This window comes from Nonomuraea sp. NPDC050153, from assembly GCF_044460125.1.
GTDB lineage: Bacteria > Actinomycetota > Actinomycetes > Streptosporangiales > Streptosporangiaceae > Nonomuraea.
Genome location: NZ_JBITJQ010000002.1, coordinates 422943 through 437846, shown reverse-complemented (window position 1 = coordinate 437846; position 14904 = coordinate 422943). Strand labels below are relative to the sequence as shown.

13 protein-coding genes are annotated in these 14904 nt (G+C 71.5%); 4 read left to right on the top strand and 9 right to left on the bottom strand.

The genetic code is table 11. The features are described 5' to 3' along the window. Nucleotides 1-21: 21 nt before the first annotated feature. Complete coding sequence (locus ACIBQ1_RS06245; protein WP_397274918.1) at nucleotides 22-951, top strand: DMT family transporter; 930 nt, start codon at nucleotides 22-24, stop codon at nucleotides 949-951. Between the two features lie 78 nt (nucleotides 952-1029). Here the strand turns inward: ACIBQ1_RS06245 and ACIBQ1_RS06240 are convergent, their stop codons facing one another. From ACIBQ1_RS06240 to ACIBQ1_RS06200, 9 genes are all read right to left on the bottom strand, one after another. Then, entirely contained in the window at nucleotides 1030-1407 is a 378-nt protein-coding gene (locus ACIBQ1_RS06240) for a Fur family transcriptional regulator (protein WP_397274917.1), read from the bottom strand. Then, a complete protein-coding gene (locus ACIBQ1_RS06235) occupies nucleotides 1404-2276 on the bottom strand; it encodes a metal ABC transporter permease (protein ID WP_397275540.1) in 873 nt (290 codons plus the stop codon). The genes ACIBQ1_RS06240 and ACIBQ1_RS06235 overlap by 4 nt, the downstream gene beginning before the upstream one ends. Nucleotides 2277-2278: 2 nt before the next feature. Beyond that, nucleotides 2279-3058 (bottom strand): metal ABC transporter ATP-binding protein, encoded by a 780-nt coding sequence (locus ACIBQ1_RS06230; protein WP_397274916.1) that lies wholly within the window; start codon nucleotides 3056-3058, stop codon nucleotides 2279-2281. Further along, on the bottom strand, nucleotides 3055-3972 hold the full coding sequence (locus ACIBQ1_RS06225; protein WP_397274915.1) for a metal ABC transporter substrate-binding protein: 918 nt from the start codon (nucleotides 3970-3972) through the stop codon (nucleotides 3055-3057). The genes ACIBQ1_RS06230 and ACIBQ1_RS06225 overlap by 4 nt, the downstream gene beginning before the upstream one ends. Before the next feature lie 155 nt (nucleotides 3973-4127). Further along, entirely contained in the window at nucleotides 4128-4988 is an 861-nt protein-coding gene (gene fdhD / locus ACIBQ1_RS06220; RefSeq protein ID WP_397274914.1) for a formate dehydrogenase accessory sulfurtransferase FdhD, read from the bottom strand. A gap of 41 nt (nucleotides 4989-5029) precedes the next feature. Then, nucleotides 5030-5872 (bottom strand): 2Fe-2S iron-sulfur cluster-binding protein, encoded by an 843-nt coding sequence (locus ACIBQ1_RS06215; protein ID WP_397274913.1) that lies wholly within the window; start codon nucleotides 5870-5872, stop codon nucleotides 5030-5032. Beyond that, complete coding sequence (locus ACIBQ1_RS06210) at nucleotides 5869-7662, bottom strand: NAD(P)H-dependent oxidoreductase subunit E (protein WP_397274912.1); 1794 nt, start codon at nucleotides 7660-7662, stop codon at nucleotides 5869-5871. The genes ACIBQ1_RS06215 and ACIBQ1_RS06210 overlap by 4 nt, the downstream gene beginning before the upstream one ends. 4 nt (nucleotides 7663-7666) lie before the next feature. Then, nucleotides 7667-9568 (bottom strand): molybdopterin oxidoreductase family protein, encoded by a 1902-nt coding sequence (locus ACIBQ1_RS06205; RefSeq protein WP_397274911.1) that lies wholly within the window; start codon nucleotides 9566-9568, stop codon nucleotides 7667-7669. Between the two features lie 38 nt (nucleotides 9569-9606). Then, nucleotides 9607-10584, bottom strand: a complete 978-nt coding sequence (locus ACIBQ1_RS06200) for a 2-dehydropantoate 2-reductase (RefSeq protein WP_397274910.1) — start codon at nucleotides 10582-10584, stop codon at nucleotides 9607-9609. 67 nt (nucleotides 10585-10651) lie between these two features. Between ACIBQ1_RS06200 and ACIBQ1_RS06195 the strand changes: the two genes are divergently transcribed. The 3 genes from ACIBQ1_RS06195 to frc are packed head-to-tail and all read left to right on the top strand — an operon-like array spanning nucleotide 10652 to nucleotide 14860. Further along, nucleotides 10652-11854, top strand: a complete 1203-nt coding sequence (locus ACIBQ1_RS06195; protein ID WP_397274909.1) for a molybdopterin-binding protein — start codon at nucleotides 10652-10654, stop codon at nucleotides 11852-11854. A gap of 48 nt (nucleotides 11855-11902) precedes the next feature. Beyond that, entirely contained in the window at nucleotides 11903-13609 is a 1707-nt protein-coding gene (locus tag ACIBQ1_RS06190) for a thiamine pyrophosphate-binding protein (protein ID WP_397274908.1), read from the top strand. Nucleotides 13610-13636: 27 nt separating this feature from the next. Continuing rightward, the gene (gene frc / locus ACIBQ1_RS06185) at nucleotides 13637-14860 is read left to right on the top strand and encodes a formyl-CoA transferase (RefSeq protein WP_397274907.1); all 1224 of its coding nucleotides are present in this window, start codon (nucleotides 13637-13639) and stop codon (nucleotides 14858-14860) included. Nucleotides 14861-14904 lie beyond the last annotated feature (44 nt).

Below are 14904 nucleotides of genomic sequence, written 5' to 3'. Positions count from 1 at the left end.
CATGGCCGTACGGAGGTTTCTATGAGTGCACATCGCCGTATCGTGCTGATCGCGATCGCCGGTGCGCTCATCATTTCCACCTCCGCCCCCTTGGTTCGGCTCTCAGGTGTATCGCCTGCCACGTCCGCGTTGTTCCGTTGCGCGTACGCCGTGCCGCCCATGCTCGTGCTGGCCTGGCTGGAGCGGCGCAGGCTGGGGCCGCTGCCGTGGAAAGGGGTGGCGCTGGCCTGGGCGGCGGGCGTGGTGTTCGCGCTCGACCTGCTGTTCTGGCATCACGCGATCGACTACGTGGGCGCGGGGCTGGCCACCGTGCTGGGGAACCTGCAGGTGTTCCTGGTGGCGTTCGCGGCCTGGGCGCTGTTCGGGGAGCGGCCGTCCTCCAGGCTGATGGTCGCGACGCCGGTCGTGTTCGCGGGGGTGGTGCTCATCTCCGGGGTGTTCGACAGCGCCGCGTACGGGCGCGATCCGATCATGGGGGTGCTGGCCGGGATCGCCACGTCCATTTCGTACGCCGCGTTCCTGCTGCTCATGAAGGCCGGGCCGGCGCGGGCCGTGGGGCCGCTGGCGCACGCGACGGTGGTCGCGACCGTGGCCATCGCCCTGCTGAGCCCGCTCTTCGGGGGCGCCGACCTCGTGCCCAGCTGGCCTGCCCACGGGTGGCTGCTGCTGCTCGCGCTGGGTCCGCAGGTGCTGGGATGGTCGCTGATCACGTTCTCGCTGCCGCGCCAGCCGGCCGCGCTCACCGCGCTGCTGCTGCTCGTCCAGCCCATGACGACGGTGGCGCTGTCCGCGCTGGCGCTGGGCGAACGGCCGTCGGCGCTGCAGCTCGCCGGGTGCGGGGTGATCGTCCTCGGCGTCCTGTACGGCTCCCGCACCCGTACGCCGGAGCCCGGCGGGACACGTCAGCAGGAAACCCGCGAGCAGCAGGTGCCGAAGGCCCCCACCGGCTGACGCCGCTCAGCCCTGGGAGCAGGGCGCCGCTCAGCTCTTGGAGCAGGGCGCCGGTCAGCCCTTGGAGCGGGACGCCGGTCAGCTCTTGGAGCAGGCGGCGCAGGTGCCGAAGACCTCGACCGTGTGGGTGATCTCGGTGAAGCCGTGCTCGCCGCCCACCGCCTCGGCCCACCGCTCGACCGCCGGACCGGCGACCTCCACCGTGTGGCCGCAGCGGCGGCAGACCAGGTGGTGGTGATGGACGTCGCTGGCGCACGCGCGGTAGACGGACTCTCCCTCGTCCGTACGCAGCACGTCGACCTGCCCGCCGTCGGCCAGCGCCTGCAGGGCGCGGTAGACGGTGGTCAGGCCGATCTTGGCTCCGTGCAGGCGCATCTCGGCATAGACGTCCTGCGCGCTGCGGAACCCCTCGCTCTGGCGGAGGGTGTCGTGCACGGCATCGCGTCTCGTCGTCATGCGACCTCCTCCACACGCATCTTCGATCGCTCGCTCACTGTCGACTCCTGGGTACGGCCTCGCCGTACGAATCTACCGACACCAAGGGCCAGGACGAAGCCGGCGAGGGCAAGAAGCACGATCGCCGCCCCGGGAGGCACCTTGGTCGAGTAGGTGGAGGCGAGCAGGCCGCCCACGGCGGCGAGCACCCCGAACAGCATGGCCAGCCCCATCGTCGTGCGGAACCCCCGGGTGAGCTGCTGGCTGGTGGCCACCGGGATCACCATCAGCGCGCTGACCAGCAGCAGGCCCACCACGCGCATCGCGATCACGACGGTCAGCGCGGCGGTGACCGCGATCAGCAGGCTGAGGAAACGGACCGGCAGGCCGCTCGCCCTGGCCATCTCCTCGTCCTGGCAGAGCACGAACAGCTCCCTGCCGAAGACCACGACCACCGCGATCACGGCCACGGCCAGCGCGGCGATGACCCAGATGTCCTGAACCGTGACGCTGGCGATGGCCCCGAACAGGTACGAGTTCAGCTTGGCGTTGCTGCCGCCCGGCGCGATGCCCATGAGCATGACGCCGCCCGCGATCCCGCCGTAGAACAGCAGCGCCAGCGCCACGTCGCCGCTGGTCCGCCCGCGCGCCCTGACCAGTTCGATGGCCACCGCCCCGACGACGGAGACGATCACGGCGGTGAGCACGGGCGCGGTGCCGGTCAGGAAGCCGAGCGCGACGCCGGTCAGCGCCACGTGGCCGATGCCGTCGCCCAGCAGCGCCAGCCTGCGCTGCACGATGAACGTCCCCACGGCGGGCGCGCACAGGCCCACCAGCAGCGCGGCCACCAGGGCGAGCTGGAAGAGCTGCTCCTGGAGCAGATCCATGATCATCACGACGCTTCCCCCTGCCAGCCGGTCAACGGTCCCGCGGCCGGCGTGGCGGCGTGCGGATGCTGGTGCTCGTGGCCCGGCCGGGCGCAGTCGCCCTCCGGGCGCGGCGGCCGGCCGTCGTGCGCGACCCGGCCCTCGCGGATCACCACGCCGCGCGTGATGATCGGCTCCAGCGGCCCCAGCTCGTGCGCGACCAGCACCACCGTCTTGCCGTCGCGCACCAGCCCGGCCAGCGTGTCGGCCAGCAGTTGCTGCGTCCCGGCGTCCACGCCCGCGGTCGGCTCGTCCATCACGTACGTGTCCGGCTCCCCGGCCAGCGCCCGCGCGATGAGCACCCGCTGCTGCTGGCCGCCGGACAGCGACTGGACGGGGTCGTTGGCGCGGTCGGCCAGCCTGACGGCCTCCAGCGCGCCGGTCACTGCGGCCTTGTCGTGCGAGCTGGTCCTGCGGAGGCGGCTCTGCCTGGCGATCCGGCCCGAGGCCACGACCTCGCGTACGGTGGCGGGCACGCCGCCCCCGACCTGGAGCCGCTGCGGCACGTAGCCGATGCGCCACCAGTCGCGGAACCTGCCCGGCGGCGACCCGTACATCAACGTCGAGCCGCCGGTCAGCGGCGTGAGACCGAGCAGCGCGCGAACCAGCGTCGACTTGCCCGAGCCGTTGGCCCCCAGGAGGGCGACGACCTCCCCAGGGCAGACGGTGAGGTCGATCCCTCGCAGAACGGGCTTGCCGTCAAAGGAGACCCGACCATCGGCCATCGAGAAGGCCGTTTCGCTCATGCCGTACACCCCAGTGCAGTTTGTAGGGTTTTGAGGTTATCGCGCATGGCGGACAGATAATCGCCGGAGGGCGGGCTCTCCAGGGGGTCGAGCACGGCGGTCTTCGCGCCCACCTCGTTCGCGAGCACCTCGGCCACCTTGGGGCTGACCAGGGACTCGGTGAAGATCGTGGTCACGCCCTCGGCCTTGGCCAGCTTGGCCACCTCGGAGATGCGCGCGGGCGACGGCTCGGTCTCGGGGTCGAGCGTGATGCCGATCTGCTTGAGTTTGTAACGGTCCGCCAGGTAGCCGAACGCCTCGTGCGCCGTGACCAGCGACTTCGTCCTGCACGTGCTCAGACCCTCAGCGAACTCCCGATCGAGCGTTCCAAGCGCGCCCGCGGTCTTGGCGGCGCGGTCCTTGTACGCCTGCGCGTGCGCCGGGTCGGCGACGGCCAGGCGCTCGCCGAGCTTGGTGGCGACGGTGGCCAGGCGGGCGGGGTCCAGCCAGAGGTGCGGGTCGTAGGACACCTCGTGGCCGTGATCCGCCTCACCCTCCTCCTCGTGCCCGCCCGCGGGCAGGGTCGTGACGGCCGTGGCGGCGTCGAAGCTCGTCTCGGCCTCCACCGCGTCGTCCACGGCGGGCTGGAGGCCCTTGATGTAGACGGTGAGCGCCGCCTTCTGGAGCTCGCTCACCTGCTGGATGCTCAGCTCCAGGTCGTGCGGCTCGACGCCGGGGACCGTCAGGCCGGTCACGTGCGCGTCGGATCCTCCCACCTGCTCGGTCAGCCATTGGAGCGGGTAGAACGCGGCGACCACCTCGGGCCGGCCCCTTGTGGCGGTCTCAGCGGAGCCGGATCCGCAGGCGGCGGTGGTGAGGAGGGTGGCGCCGGCCAGCAAACCAGCAGCGTACGACCGGGAAAATCCTGACATCATGGGAGTCAGTATGCGCCAAAATGAAAATGGTTGTCAAAATCCTCCCTGGCGGCACAAAGGTCACCGAGCCCGCCTCCGCGCAGTGGAGGCCGCGAACACGCGAGGGGATGCCGGACGGCGGCTGGGGGCCAGGGGCGCCGTGCGGCATCCCGCCATCACCCCGGCGGACGTGTGCCGGCCGAGCCATAGCCGGCGGCCGGGGTGACGCTCAGGCGGCGCTCGCCCGTATAGACGTTCATCGAGCTCCCCCGCAGGAACCCGATGAGCGTCAGCCCCTCCTCCGCGGCCAGTTCGACCGCGAGCGACGACGGCGCCGAGACCGCGGCGAGCACCGGGATGGCCCCCATGACCGCTTTCTGCACCAGTTCGAACGACGCCCGGCCCGACACCATGAGCACGGTCCCCCGCAGGGGGAGCCGGTCATTGCGCAGGGCCCAGCCGAGCAGCTTGTCCACGGCGTTGTGCCGGCCCACGTCCTCGCGCACGCACAGCGGCTCGCCGCCGGACGTGAACAGGCCGGCCGCGTGCAGGCCCCCGGTCCGGTCGAACACCCGCTGGGCCGCGCGCAGCCGGTCCGGCAGGGTGGCGACGGTCGGCTGCGCCAGCTCGACCGGGTCGTCTCCGGCGCTCCAGCGAGCCACCGTGCGTACCGCCTCCAGCGACGCCTTGCCGCAGACGCCGCAGGAGGACGTGGTGTAGAAGTTGCGCGGCTTGGGCGCCGCCACGCCGGGTGCCAGCCGCACGTCGAGCACGTTGTACGTGTTCCCGCCGTCCGCCGTCGCGCCCGCGCAGTAGCGGATCGTGGCGATGTCGGCCGCCGCGCGCACGGCACCCTCGCTGACCAGGAACCCGGCGGCCAGGTCGAAGTCGTCGCCGGGCGTGCGCATGGTGACCGTCAGCGGCGTCCCGTCGAGGCGGATCTCCAGCGGCTCCTCGGCGGCCAGCGAGTCGATCTTGGGGATCCGGACGGTGTCCTTGACCCGCAGGATGCGTCTCTTGACGGCGACCCTAGACATGGGCGCTCCCTCCGGCCCGGACGAGCGCCCTGGACATGGCTCTAGACATAGCCGAACCCGAAGCGGCCCTTGACGCAGAGGTTGCCCTTGGTCACCGGGTTGTCGTGCGGCGAGGTCACCTTGACGATCTTGTTGTCCTGCACGTGCAGGGTCAGGTTGCAGCCGACCCCGCAGTAGCTGCAGACCGTCGTGGTCTCGTTCTGCCGCGACTCGTCCCAGGTGCCCTCGGCCCGCATGTCGAACTCGGTCTTGAACGACAGCGCGCCCGTCGGGCACACCTCCACGCAGTTGCCGCAGTAGACGCAGGCCGAGTCGGTGAGCGGCGCCTCGAACTCCGTGGAGATCGTCGCGTCGAACCCCCGGCCCGCCACGGCGATGGCGAAGGTGTTCTGCCACTGGTCGCCGCAGGCGTCCACGCACTTGTAGCACAGGATGCACTTGCTGTAGTCGCGCACGTAGAGGTCGTTGTCCACCTTGGCCGGCTGCTCCACGGTGGCCGCGTCGTCGCCGAACCGCGCGGGGTCGGCGCCGTACTCCTCGACCCACTCGGCGGCGCGCGGGGTGGTCGACATGTCCACGGAGGAGCCGAGCAGCTCCAGCACCACCTTGCGGCTCTGCCGGGCCCGCTCGGTGCCGGTGCCGACCTTCATGCCGGCCTCGGCCTTGCGGGAGCAGGCGGGCGCCAGCGTCCTGGCGCCCTCCACCTCCACGACGCAGACGCGGCAGGCGTTCTTCGGGGTCAGCGTGTCGCCGTAGCAGAGGGTGGGGATGTCCTTGCCCGCGGCGTGGCAGGCGTCGAGGATCGTCGAGCCCTCCGGTACCCGTACGTCCTCGCCGTCGATCTGGACGTCGATGAGCCGCCGGGGCGGCTGGAGCGGGATCATTTGAACACTCCCAGACGGTCGATGGCCGATTCGACGGCGTTCCAGGCGGTCTGTCCGAGGCCGCAGATCGAGGCGTCCCGCATGGTCTGGCCGACCTCGCGCAGCAGCACGAGATCCTCGTCCGAGACCCGGCGCGACAGCCGGTGCAGGGCCTCCTCCTGCCGTACGGTGCCCACCCGGCAGGGCACGCACTGGCCGCAGGACTCGTCGCGGAAGAACTCCGCGATGCGCAGCAGCAGCCCTTTCATGTCCACGGTGTCGTCGATGACGAGCACCACGCCGGAGCCGAGCGTCGCCCCCGCGTTCCTGGTGCCCTCGAAGGTGAGCGGGATGTCGAGTTCCGTGACGAACGCCCCGGCCGCCCCGCCGAGCAGCACCGCCCTGGTCGTGCCGGTGGTCCCGGTCAGGTCCAGCAGTTCGCGCAGCGTCGTGCCGAACGTGAGCTCGTACACGCCGGGCCGCTCGACCGCGCCCGAGACGCAGAACAGCTTGGGCTCGGCCGCCGCGTACGCCCGGGCGCCGCGCTCCAGGATCGGCAGCACGTTGACCAGCGTCTCGACGTTGTTGACCACGGTCGGCTTGCCGAACAGCCCCTTCTCCACGGGGAACGGCGGCTTGCTGCGCGGCTCGCCCCGCTGCCCCTCGATGGAGTTGAAGATCGCGGTCTCCTCGCCGCAGATGTACGCGCCTGCGCCCCTGCGCAGCTCGATGTCGAACGACAGGCCCTTGCCGAGGATGTCGTCGCCGAGCAGGCCCCGCGAGCGGGCGGTCGCGATGGCGTGCTGGAGCCGCGCGGTCGCTCTGGGGTACTCGCCCCTGATGTAGAGGTATCCCTTGGCGCAGCCGGTGGCGTAGGCGGCGATCGTCATCGCCTCCACCAGCGCGTACGGGTCACCCTCCATGATCACGCGGTCCTTGAACGTGCCCGGCTCGCTCTCGTCGGCGTTGCAGACCAGGTAGTGCGGGTGGTCGGGCTGGCGGGCGGTGGCGTCCCACTTGCGGCCGGTCGGGAACGCGGCGCCGCCCCTGCCGACCAGCCCCGACTCCAGGACCTCCCGGATGACCCCGGCGGGCCCCAGCTCGAACGCCCTCCTGAGCGCGGTGTAGCCGCCGGCCGCCCGGTAGGCGTCCAGGCTCGCGGGATCGGTCGTGCCGACCCGCCTGAGCAGGGTCAGCCCGTCCTGCCCGGCCTGCGGCACGGCCGCCGCCACCGGGGCGTCACCGGCGACGTCGAGGGTGGGGGTGGCACCGTTGGGGGTGGGGCCGTCCAACGCCAGGAAGGCGTTCGCCGGGGCGTACACCTGGGCCTTGGGCGGCGTGCCCGCCTCCAGGGCGAGCGCGGCGGGGGCCCGCTCGCACAGGCCCAGGCAGGGGCTCTCGTGCCACGACTTCCCCGGCGGGCCGAGCCGCTCCTCCACCTGCCTGCGTACGTCCGCGCCGCCCTTGGCCCGGCAGGCCAGGTCGGTGCAGACGTGCAGGACCCGCTTCGGCCGCGGCTCCATCGAGAACAGCGAATAGAACGTCGCCACCCCGTACGCCTCGGCGGGCGGCACGGTCAGGCGGCGGCAGATGTAGTCGAGCGCGCCCTCGCTGATCCACCCGACCCGGTCGTTGACCGCGTGCAGCGCGGGCAGCAGCATGTCGCGCTGCGACTCGGCGCGGACGGCCATCCGCAGGTCGGCCTCGGTCCGCCCCCCGCCGTCCCACGCCGACGCGGGCGGTCCGAGCAGGGCGTCGACGGCCGCGCGCTCTTCCTCGGACGGCTCTGCGTCGCGGAACCTCAGATCCATCTGATCACCCGGCCTTCACGAGCTTCTCGACACGGACGGCCGCCGCCTTGAACTCGGCGGTGCCCGCGATCGGGCAGGTGGCCTCGATGGTGAGGGAGTTGGTGTCCACCTCGTCAGGGAAGTGCATGGTCATGAACACCAGACCCGGCCGCAGGGCGGGGTCGATGAACACCGGCGCGACCACCGAACCGCGCCGCGAGCTGATCCGCACCTCCTCGCCCGCGACGACGCCGAGCCGGTCGGCGTCCTCGGGGCAGAGCTCCACCGTCTCGCCCCGGCGCAGGGGAGAGGCGAACCCGGAGGACTGCACGCCCGTGTTGTACGAGTCGAGCCGCCGCCCGGTCGTCAGCCGCAGCGGATACTCCTCGTCCAGCAGGTCCACCGGCGGCGAGTGGCGCAGCACCGCGAACGGCGCCGGTGTGCCCCGCTCGACCGGGTCGCTCTCCCACAGCCTGCCGTGCAGGTAGGGCGGCTCCAGCGAGTCCTCCGACGGGCAGGGCCACTGGATGCCCTGGAGGTCGGCCAGCCGCTGGTAGGTCATGCCGTGGTGCTGGGGCGACACGGCGCGCAGCTCGTTCCAGACCGCTTCGGCGCCGTCGTAGTGCCAGTCGTGGCCCAGCCTGCGGGCCAGCTCGCACATGATCCAGATGTCGTCGCGGGCCTCGCCCGGCGGGTCCAGGGCCTTGCGGACCCGCTGGACCCGGCGCTCGCTGTTGGTGAACGTGCCGTCCGCCTCGCACCAGGCGGCGCTCGCGGGCAGCACGACGTCGGCCATCTGGGCGGTCTTGGTGAGGAAGATGTCCTGCACCACCAGGTGGTCGAGCATGGACAGGCGCTTGATGCAGGCCAGCGAGTCGGCCTCGGACTGCACGGGGTTCTCACCGATGAGGTAGCAGGTGGTCACCTCGCCCTCGGCCATCGCCTCCAGCATCTGGGTGAGGTTGAGGCCGTAACGGGGCTGGATCTCCCGGCCCCACACGCCCTCGAAGCGCGCCCGGATGCCGGGGTCGAGGATGTCCTGGAAGCCGGGCAGGCGGTTGGGGATGGCGCCCATGTCGCCGCCGCCCTGCACGTTGTTCTGGCCGCGCAGCGGCGACAGGCCGGAGCCGTAGCGGCCGACGTGGCCGGTGAGCAGGGCCAGGTTGATCAGGGCCCGTACGTTGTCCGTCGCGTTGTGGTGCTCGGTGATGCCGAGCGTCCAGCACAGCTGGGCGCGGTCGGCGCGGGCGTAGGCGTGGGCCAGCTCGCGGATGGCGTGCGCGGGCACGCCGGTGACCTGCTCGGCGGTGGTCAGCGTCCAGGGCTCGACGGACTTCTTGAACTCCTCGAACCCGGCCGTGGCCCGCTCGATGAACGCCTCATTGTGCAGCCCGGCGTGGATGATCTCCCTGGCCACCGCGTGGGCGAGGGGGATGTCCGTGCCCACGTTCAGCCCCAGCCACAGGTCGGCCCACTGGGCGGTGCCGGTGCGGCGCGGGTCCACCGCGAACATCCGCGCGCCGTTGTGGATGCCCTTGAGCACGTGCTGGAAGAAGATGGGGTGGGCGTTGCGCGCCGCCGAGCCCCACATCACGATCACGTCGGTGTCCTCCACCTCCTGGTAGGAGGACGTGCCACCACCGCTGCCGAACACCGCCGACAGCCCCGCCACGCTCGGCGCGTGGCAGGTGCGGTTGCAGGAGTCCACGTTGTTGGTGCCGATCACCACGCGGGTGAACTTCTGCCCGACATAGTTCATCTCGTTCGTGGACCGGGCGCACGACAACATGGCGAAGGAGTCGGGCCCATGCGCGGCGAGGTTGCGGCGGAAGCCCTCCGCCGCCCGCTCCAGGGCCTCCTCCCAGCTCGCCCTGCGCAGCACGCCGTCCTCACGCACCAGTGGATGGGTCAGGCGGTCATAGCTCATGATCCCTCCATTTTGTATACAGGCTACGGTATTCCCCACTAACCGGCGCGGACAAGGTTGGCGTTGAGGAGATCGCTTATCGCGTGGATCGCACGCAACGTCGGCACCTCGGCGCCGGTGAGGTCGGCCAGCTCGACCACCGCCGCGAGCAGCACGTCCAGCTCCAGCGGCTTGCCCTTCTCCAGGTCCTGCAGCGTGGAGGTCTTGTGCTCGCCGGCCTTCTCCGCTCCCTTCAGGCGGCGCTCGATCGAGATCCCCGGGTCGCAGCCGACCCTCCTGGCCACCTCGACGGTCTCCCGCATCATGGCCACGACCAGCTCCCTGGCGCCGTCGTGGCGGCAGATCCCGGCCATCGTCGCCCTGGCCAGCGCGCTGATCGGGTTGAAGGCGATGTTGCCCATGAGCTTGATCCACACGTCCTTGCGCAGGTCGCGCTCCACCGGGCACTTCAGCCCGCCTTCTATCGCGGCCTGGCTGAAGGCGGCGCACCGCTCGGTCAGCCGGCCGTCCGGCTCGCCGATGGAGAAGCGGGTGCCCTCCAGATGGCGGATCACGCCGGGCCGTTCGATCTCGGTGGCCGCGTACACGACGCAGCCGACAGCCCGGTGCAGGGGCAGTGCGGCCGTGACCGTGCCGTCCGGGTCGACGCTCTCGATGCGATAGCCCTCGTGGGGGCCCTTGAGCCCGTGGAAGTACCACCACGGGATGCCGTTCTGCGCGGCGATGATGCTCGTGGCCTCGTGCAGGAGCGGCCTGATCATGGGGCCCGCCGAGGCGTAGCTGTTCGCCTTGAGGCCCAGGAAGACGTGGTCCACCGGGCCGACCTGGGTGGGGTCGTCGGTGGCATGGGGATGGGCGGTGAAGTCGCCTCTGGGGGTGAGCACCCGCACACCGGCGCGGCGTATCGCCTGCAGGTGCTCGCCTCTCGCGATGAGGTGCACCTCGACTCCCGTCCGGTGGAGGGCGGCACCCACGTATGCGCCGATGGCGCCGGCGCCAAGAACAGCGACCTTCATGCTGCGCTCCGTTCTCGCGTCGGATTTGCATTCGGTATACAGTATGGAAAAACGCGGGTCAAGGAGCATGCCTGTGACCGTTTTGCGTGATGATCCAGTAGTGGAAGCAATGTCATGGGCCTCGGCGAGGGCCCTTGCGGCGGGCTCGGTGGTCCCGCTCGAGCCTGCCTGGGTGCCGCTCGCCGACGCGCTCGGCCGCCCGCTCGCCGCGCCCTTGACGGCGCTGGTGGCGGTGCCCGGGGTGGACGTGGCGGCGATGGACGGCTACGCGGTGGCCGGCTACGCGGTGGCCGGCGCCGGGCCGTGGCGCGTGACGGGGCGAGTCCTGGCCGGTGGCGCCTGCTACGCGGACGAGCTGCGGCCGGGGGAGGCGGTCGAGATCGCCACCGGCGCTCCGACGCCCGCGGGGGCGTCGGCGGTGCTGCCCTACGAGCGGGCGGCGGTGGACGGGGCCCAGGTGAGCGGCGCCGCCGAGGCCGGGCGGCACATCCGGCGGCGGGGCGAGGACATCGCCGAGGGCGCGGTCGTGCTCGGCGCGGGTGCGACGGCGACCCCGGCGGCGCTCGGGCTGGCCGCCGCGCTCGGCCACGACGAGCTGCTGGTACGGCCCCGCCCCCGCGTGGCGGTGCTGATCACCGGGGACGAGGTCGTGCACGAGGGCCTTCCCGCGCCGGGCCGGGTGCGCGACGCCATCGGCCCGTTCCTGCCGGGGCTGGCGGCGTGGGCCGGCGGCCGGGTGACGAGCACGGACCGGCTCCCCGACGGCCCGGAAGCGCTCCGCGCCGCGCTGGCGGCCGGGGCGGCGGCGGACGTGGTCGTCGTGTGCGGCGCCTCGTCCAAGGGGCCCGCCGACCACCTCCGGGCCGTGCTCGACGACCTCGGCGCCGACGTGCTCGTCGACGGCGTCGCCGTGCGGCCCGGGCACCCGCAGCTCCTGGCCCGGCTGCCGGGCGGGCCGCCGGTCGTCGGGCTGCCGGGGAACCCGTTCGCGGCGCTCGGCGCGGCCCTCACGCTGCTCGCGCCCATCCTGCGCGAGCTGGCCGGAACCCCGGTCCACGCGGAGACGTCGTCGCTGGCCGGAGCGGTGCGGGCGCATCCGCGCGACACGCGGCTCGTGCCGGTCAGGAGGTCGGGCCGGGGCGCGGTGCCGGTGGGGCACGACCGGCCGGGTTCGCTGTGGGGGGCGGCGCTGGCCGACGCGCTGGCCGTCGTCCCGCCGGGGTGGGCCGGTGAGCAGGTCGAGCTGATCGAGTTGCCTCCTGGGGGCTAGACAGGCCGAACGGGAGGGAGTAACCATTGCGGTCATACGGTATGCAGTATGCGGAAGACAGCCGACGCCGGAAAGGGTGGCATGATGTCGGAAACGATCTCTGGTGGTCATCTCGTAGCCAAGGCACTCAAAGCCGAGGGCGTGGACGTGATCTACACGCTCTGCGGTGGCCACATCATCGATATCTACGACGGCTGCGTCGATGAGGGCATCGAGGTCATCGACGTACGCCACGAGCAGGTGGCGGCGCACGCGGCCGACGGGTACGCGCGCATCACCGGCAAGCCCGGTTGCGCGGTGGTCACCGCCGGACCGGGCACGACCGACGCGGTCACCGGCGTGGCCAACGCCTTCCGCGCGGAGAGCCCCATGCTGCTCATCGGCGGCCAGGGAGCGCTGAGCCAGCACAAGATGGGCTCGCTGCAGGACCTGCCGCACGTGGACATGATGACCCCGATCACCAAGTTCGCGGCCACGGTGCCCAGCACGGAGCGGGTGGCGGACATCGTGTCGATGGCCTTCCGCGAGTGCTACCACGGCGCGCCGGGCCCGTCATTCCTGGAGATCCCGCGCGACGTGCTCGACGCGAAGGTCCCCTTGGAGAAGGCGCGCCTCCCCAAGGCGGGCCACTACCGGGCCTCCACCCGCCAGCAGGGCGACCCCGAGGCGATCGAGCGGCTGGCCGACATGCTGGCGCACGCGGAGAAGCCGTGCATCCTGCTCGGGAGCCAGGTGTGGACGTGCCGGGCCACCGACTCCGCGATCGACTTCGTCCGCGCCCTGAACGTGCCCGCGTACATGAACGGCTCGGGCCGCGGCACGCTCCCGCCAGGCGACCCGCACCACTTCCAGCTCAGCCGCAGGTACGCCTTCACCAACGCCGACCTGATCATCATCGTCGGCACCCCGTTCGACTTCCGGATGGGCTACGGCAAGCGCCTGTCGCCGACCGCCGCCGTCGTCCAGATCGACCTCGACTACCGCACCGTCGGCAAGAACCGCGACATCGACCTCGGGATCGTGGGCGACGCCGGCCTCGTCCTCGCGGCGGTCGCCCAGGCCGCCAGCGGCCGGGTCGAGAACGCGGCCGCCAGGCGCAAGGAGTGGATGGACGAGCTGCGCGCGGTCGAGACCCAGGCGTACGAGAAGCGCCTGCCGCGCCAGCTCTCCGACGCCCAGCCCATAGACCCCTACCGCCTGGTCCACGAGATCAACGAGTTCCTCACCGAGGACTCCATCTACATCGGCGACGGCGGCGACATCGTCACCTTCTCGGGCCAGGTCGTGCAGCCCAAGTCGCCCGGCCACTGGATGGACCCGGGCCCGCTCGGCACGCTCGGCGTCGGCATGGCGTTCGCGATGGCGGCCAAGCAGGCGCGGCGCGACAAGGAGGTGCTGTGCCTGTTCGGCGACGGCGCCTTCAGCCTGACCGGCTGGGACTTCGAGACCATGGTCCGCTTCGACCTGCCGTTCATCGGGGTCATCGGCAACAACTCGTCCATGAACCAGATCAGGTACGGCCAGGCCGCCAAGTACGGCGAGGACCGCGCCCGCGTCGGCAACACCCTCGGCGACATCCGCTACGGCGACTTCGCCAAGCTGCTCGGCGGCCACGGCGAGGAGGTGCGCGACCCGGCCGAGATCCGCCCCGCGCTGGAGCGGGCCAGGGAGTCGGGCAAGCCCTCGCTGATCAACGTGTGGGTCGATCCCGAGGTCTACGCCCCCGGAACCATGAATCAGACGATGTACAAGTAGGCGGACGAAGTTAGGGGATACGCCAAGATGAAGGCTCTCGAAGGTGTCCGCGTCCTCGACATGACCCACGTCCAGTCGGGCCCGTCCTGCACCCAGCTGCTCGCCTGGCTGGGCGCGGACGTCGTCAAGCTGGAGGCCCCGACCGGCGACATCACCCGGCAGCAGCTCCGCGATCTCCCGGACGTCGACAGCCTCTATTTCACGATGCTCAACTGCAACAAGCGCAGCATCACCCTCAACATGAAGAGCGAGCGCGGCAAGGAGATCTTCACTGAGCTGGTGAAGAGCGCCGACATCCTGGTCGAGAACTTCGGCCCGGGCGCGGTCGACCGCATGGGCTTCACCTGGGACCGCCTCCAGGAGCTCAACCCGCGCCTGATCTACGCCTCGATCAAGGGCTTCGGCACCGGCAGGTACGCCAAGTTCAAGGCGTACGAGGTGATCGCCCAGGCCATGGGCGGCTCGATGAGCACCACCGGCTTCGAGGAGGGCCCGCCGCTGGCCACCGGGGCGCAGATCGGCGACTCGGGCACCGGCATCCACGCGGTCGCCGGCATCCTGGCCGCCCTCTACCAGCGCGAGCAGAGCGGCCGGGGGCAGCGCGTACAGGTGGCCATGCAGCACGCCGTGCTGAACCTGTGCCGCGTCAAGCTCCGCGACCAGCAGCGCCTGACGCACGGGCCGCTGCGCGAGTACCCGAACAGGACGTTCGGCGACGAGGTGCCCCGCTCGGGCAACGCCAGCGGCGGCGGCCAGCCCGGCTGGGCGGTGCGCTGCGCGCCCGGCGGTCCCAACGACTACATCTACGTGATCGTGCAGCCGGTCGGCTGGAAGCCGGTCTCGGCCATCATCGGCCGTCCCGAGCTGGCCGAGGACCCCGAGTGGGCGACGCCGGAGGCGCGGCTGCCGAAGCTGGACAAGATGTTCCAGCTCATTGAGGAGTGGACGATCCGCCACGACAAGTGGACGGTCCTCGACCGGCTCAACGCCGAGAACATCCCGTGCGGGCCGATCCTGTCCACCAAGGAGCTGGCCCAGGACGAGAGCCTGCGCGAGGAGGGCATCGTCGTCACGGTCGACCATCCGCAGCGCGGCGAGTTCGTGACCGTGGGCAGCCCGCTGCAGCTGTCGGACTCGCCGGTCGACGTCCGCACCCCGCCCCTGCTCGGCGAGCACAACCAGGAGATCTACGGCGAGCTCGGCGTCGGCGCGGACGAGCTGGCCGAACTCAAGACGAACGGAGTCATCTAAGTGGAGCGGCGAGTAGGGCCCGACAGCGGCAGCCTCCAGCGTAA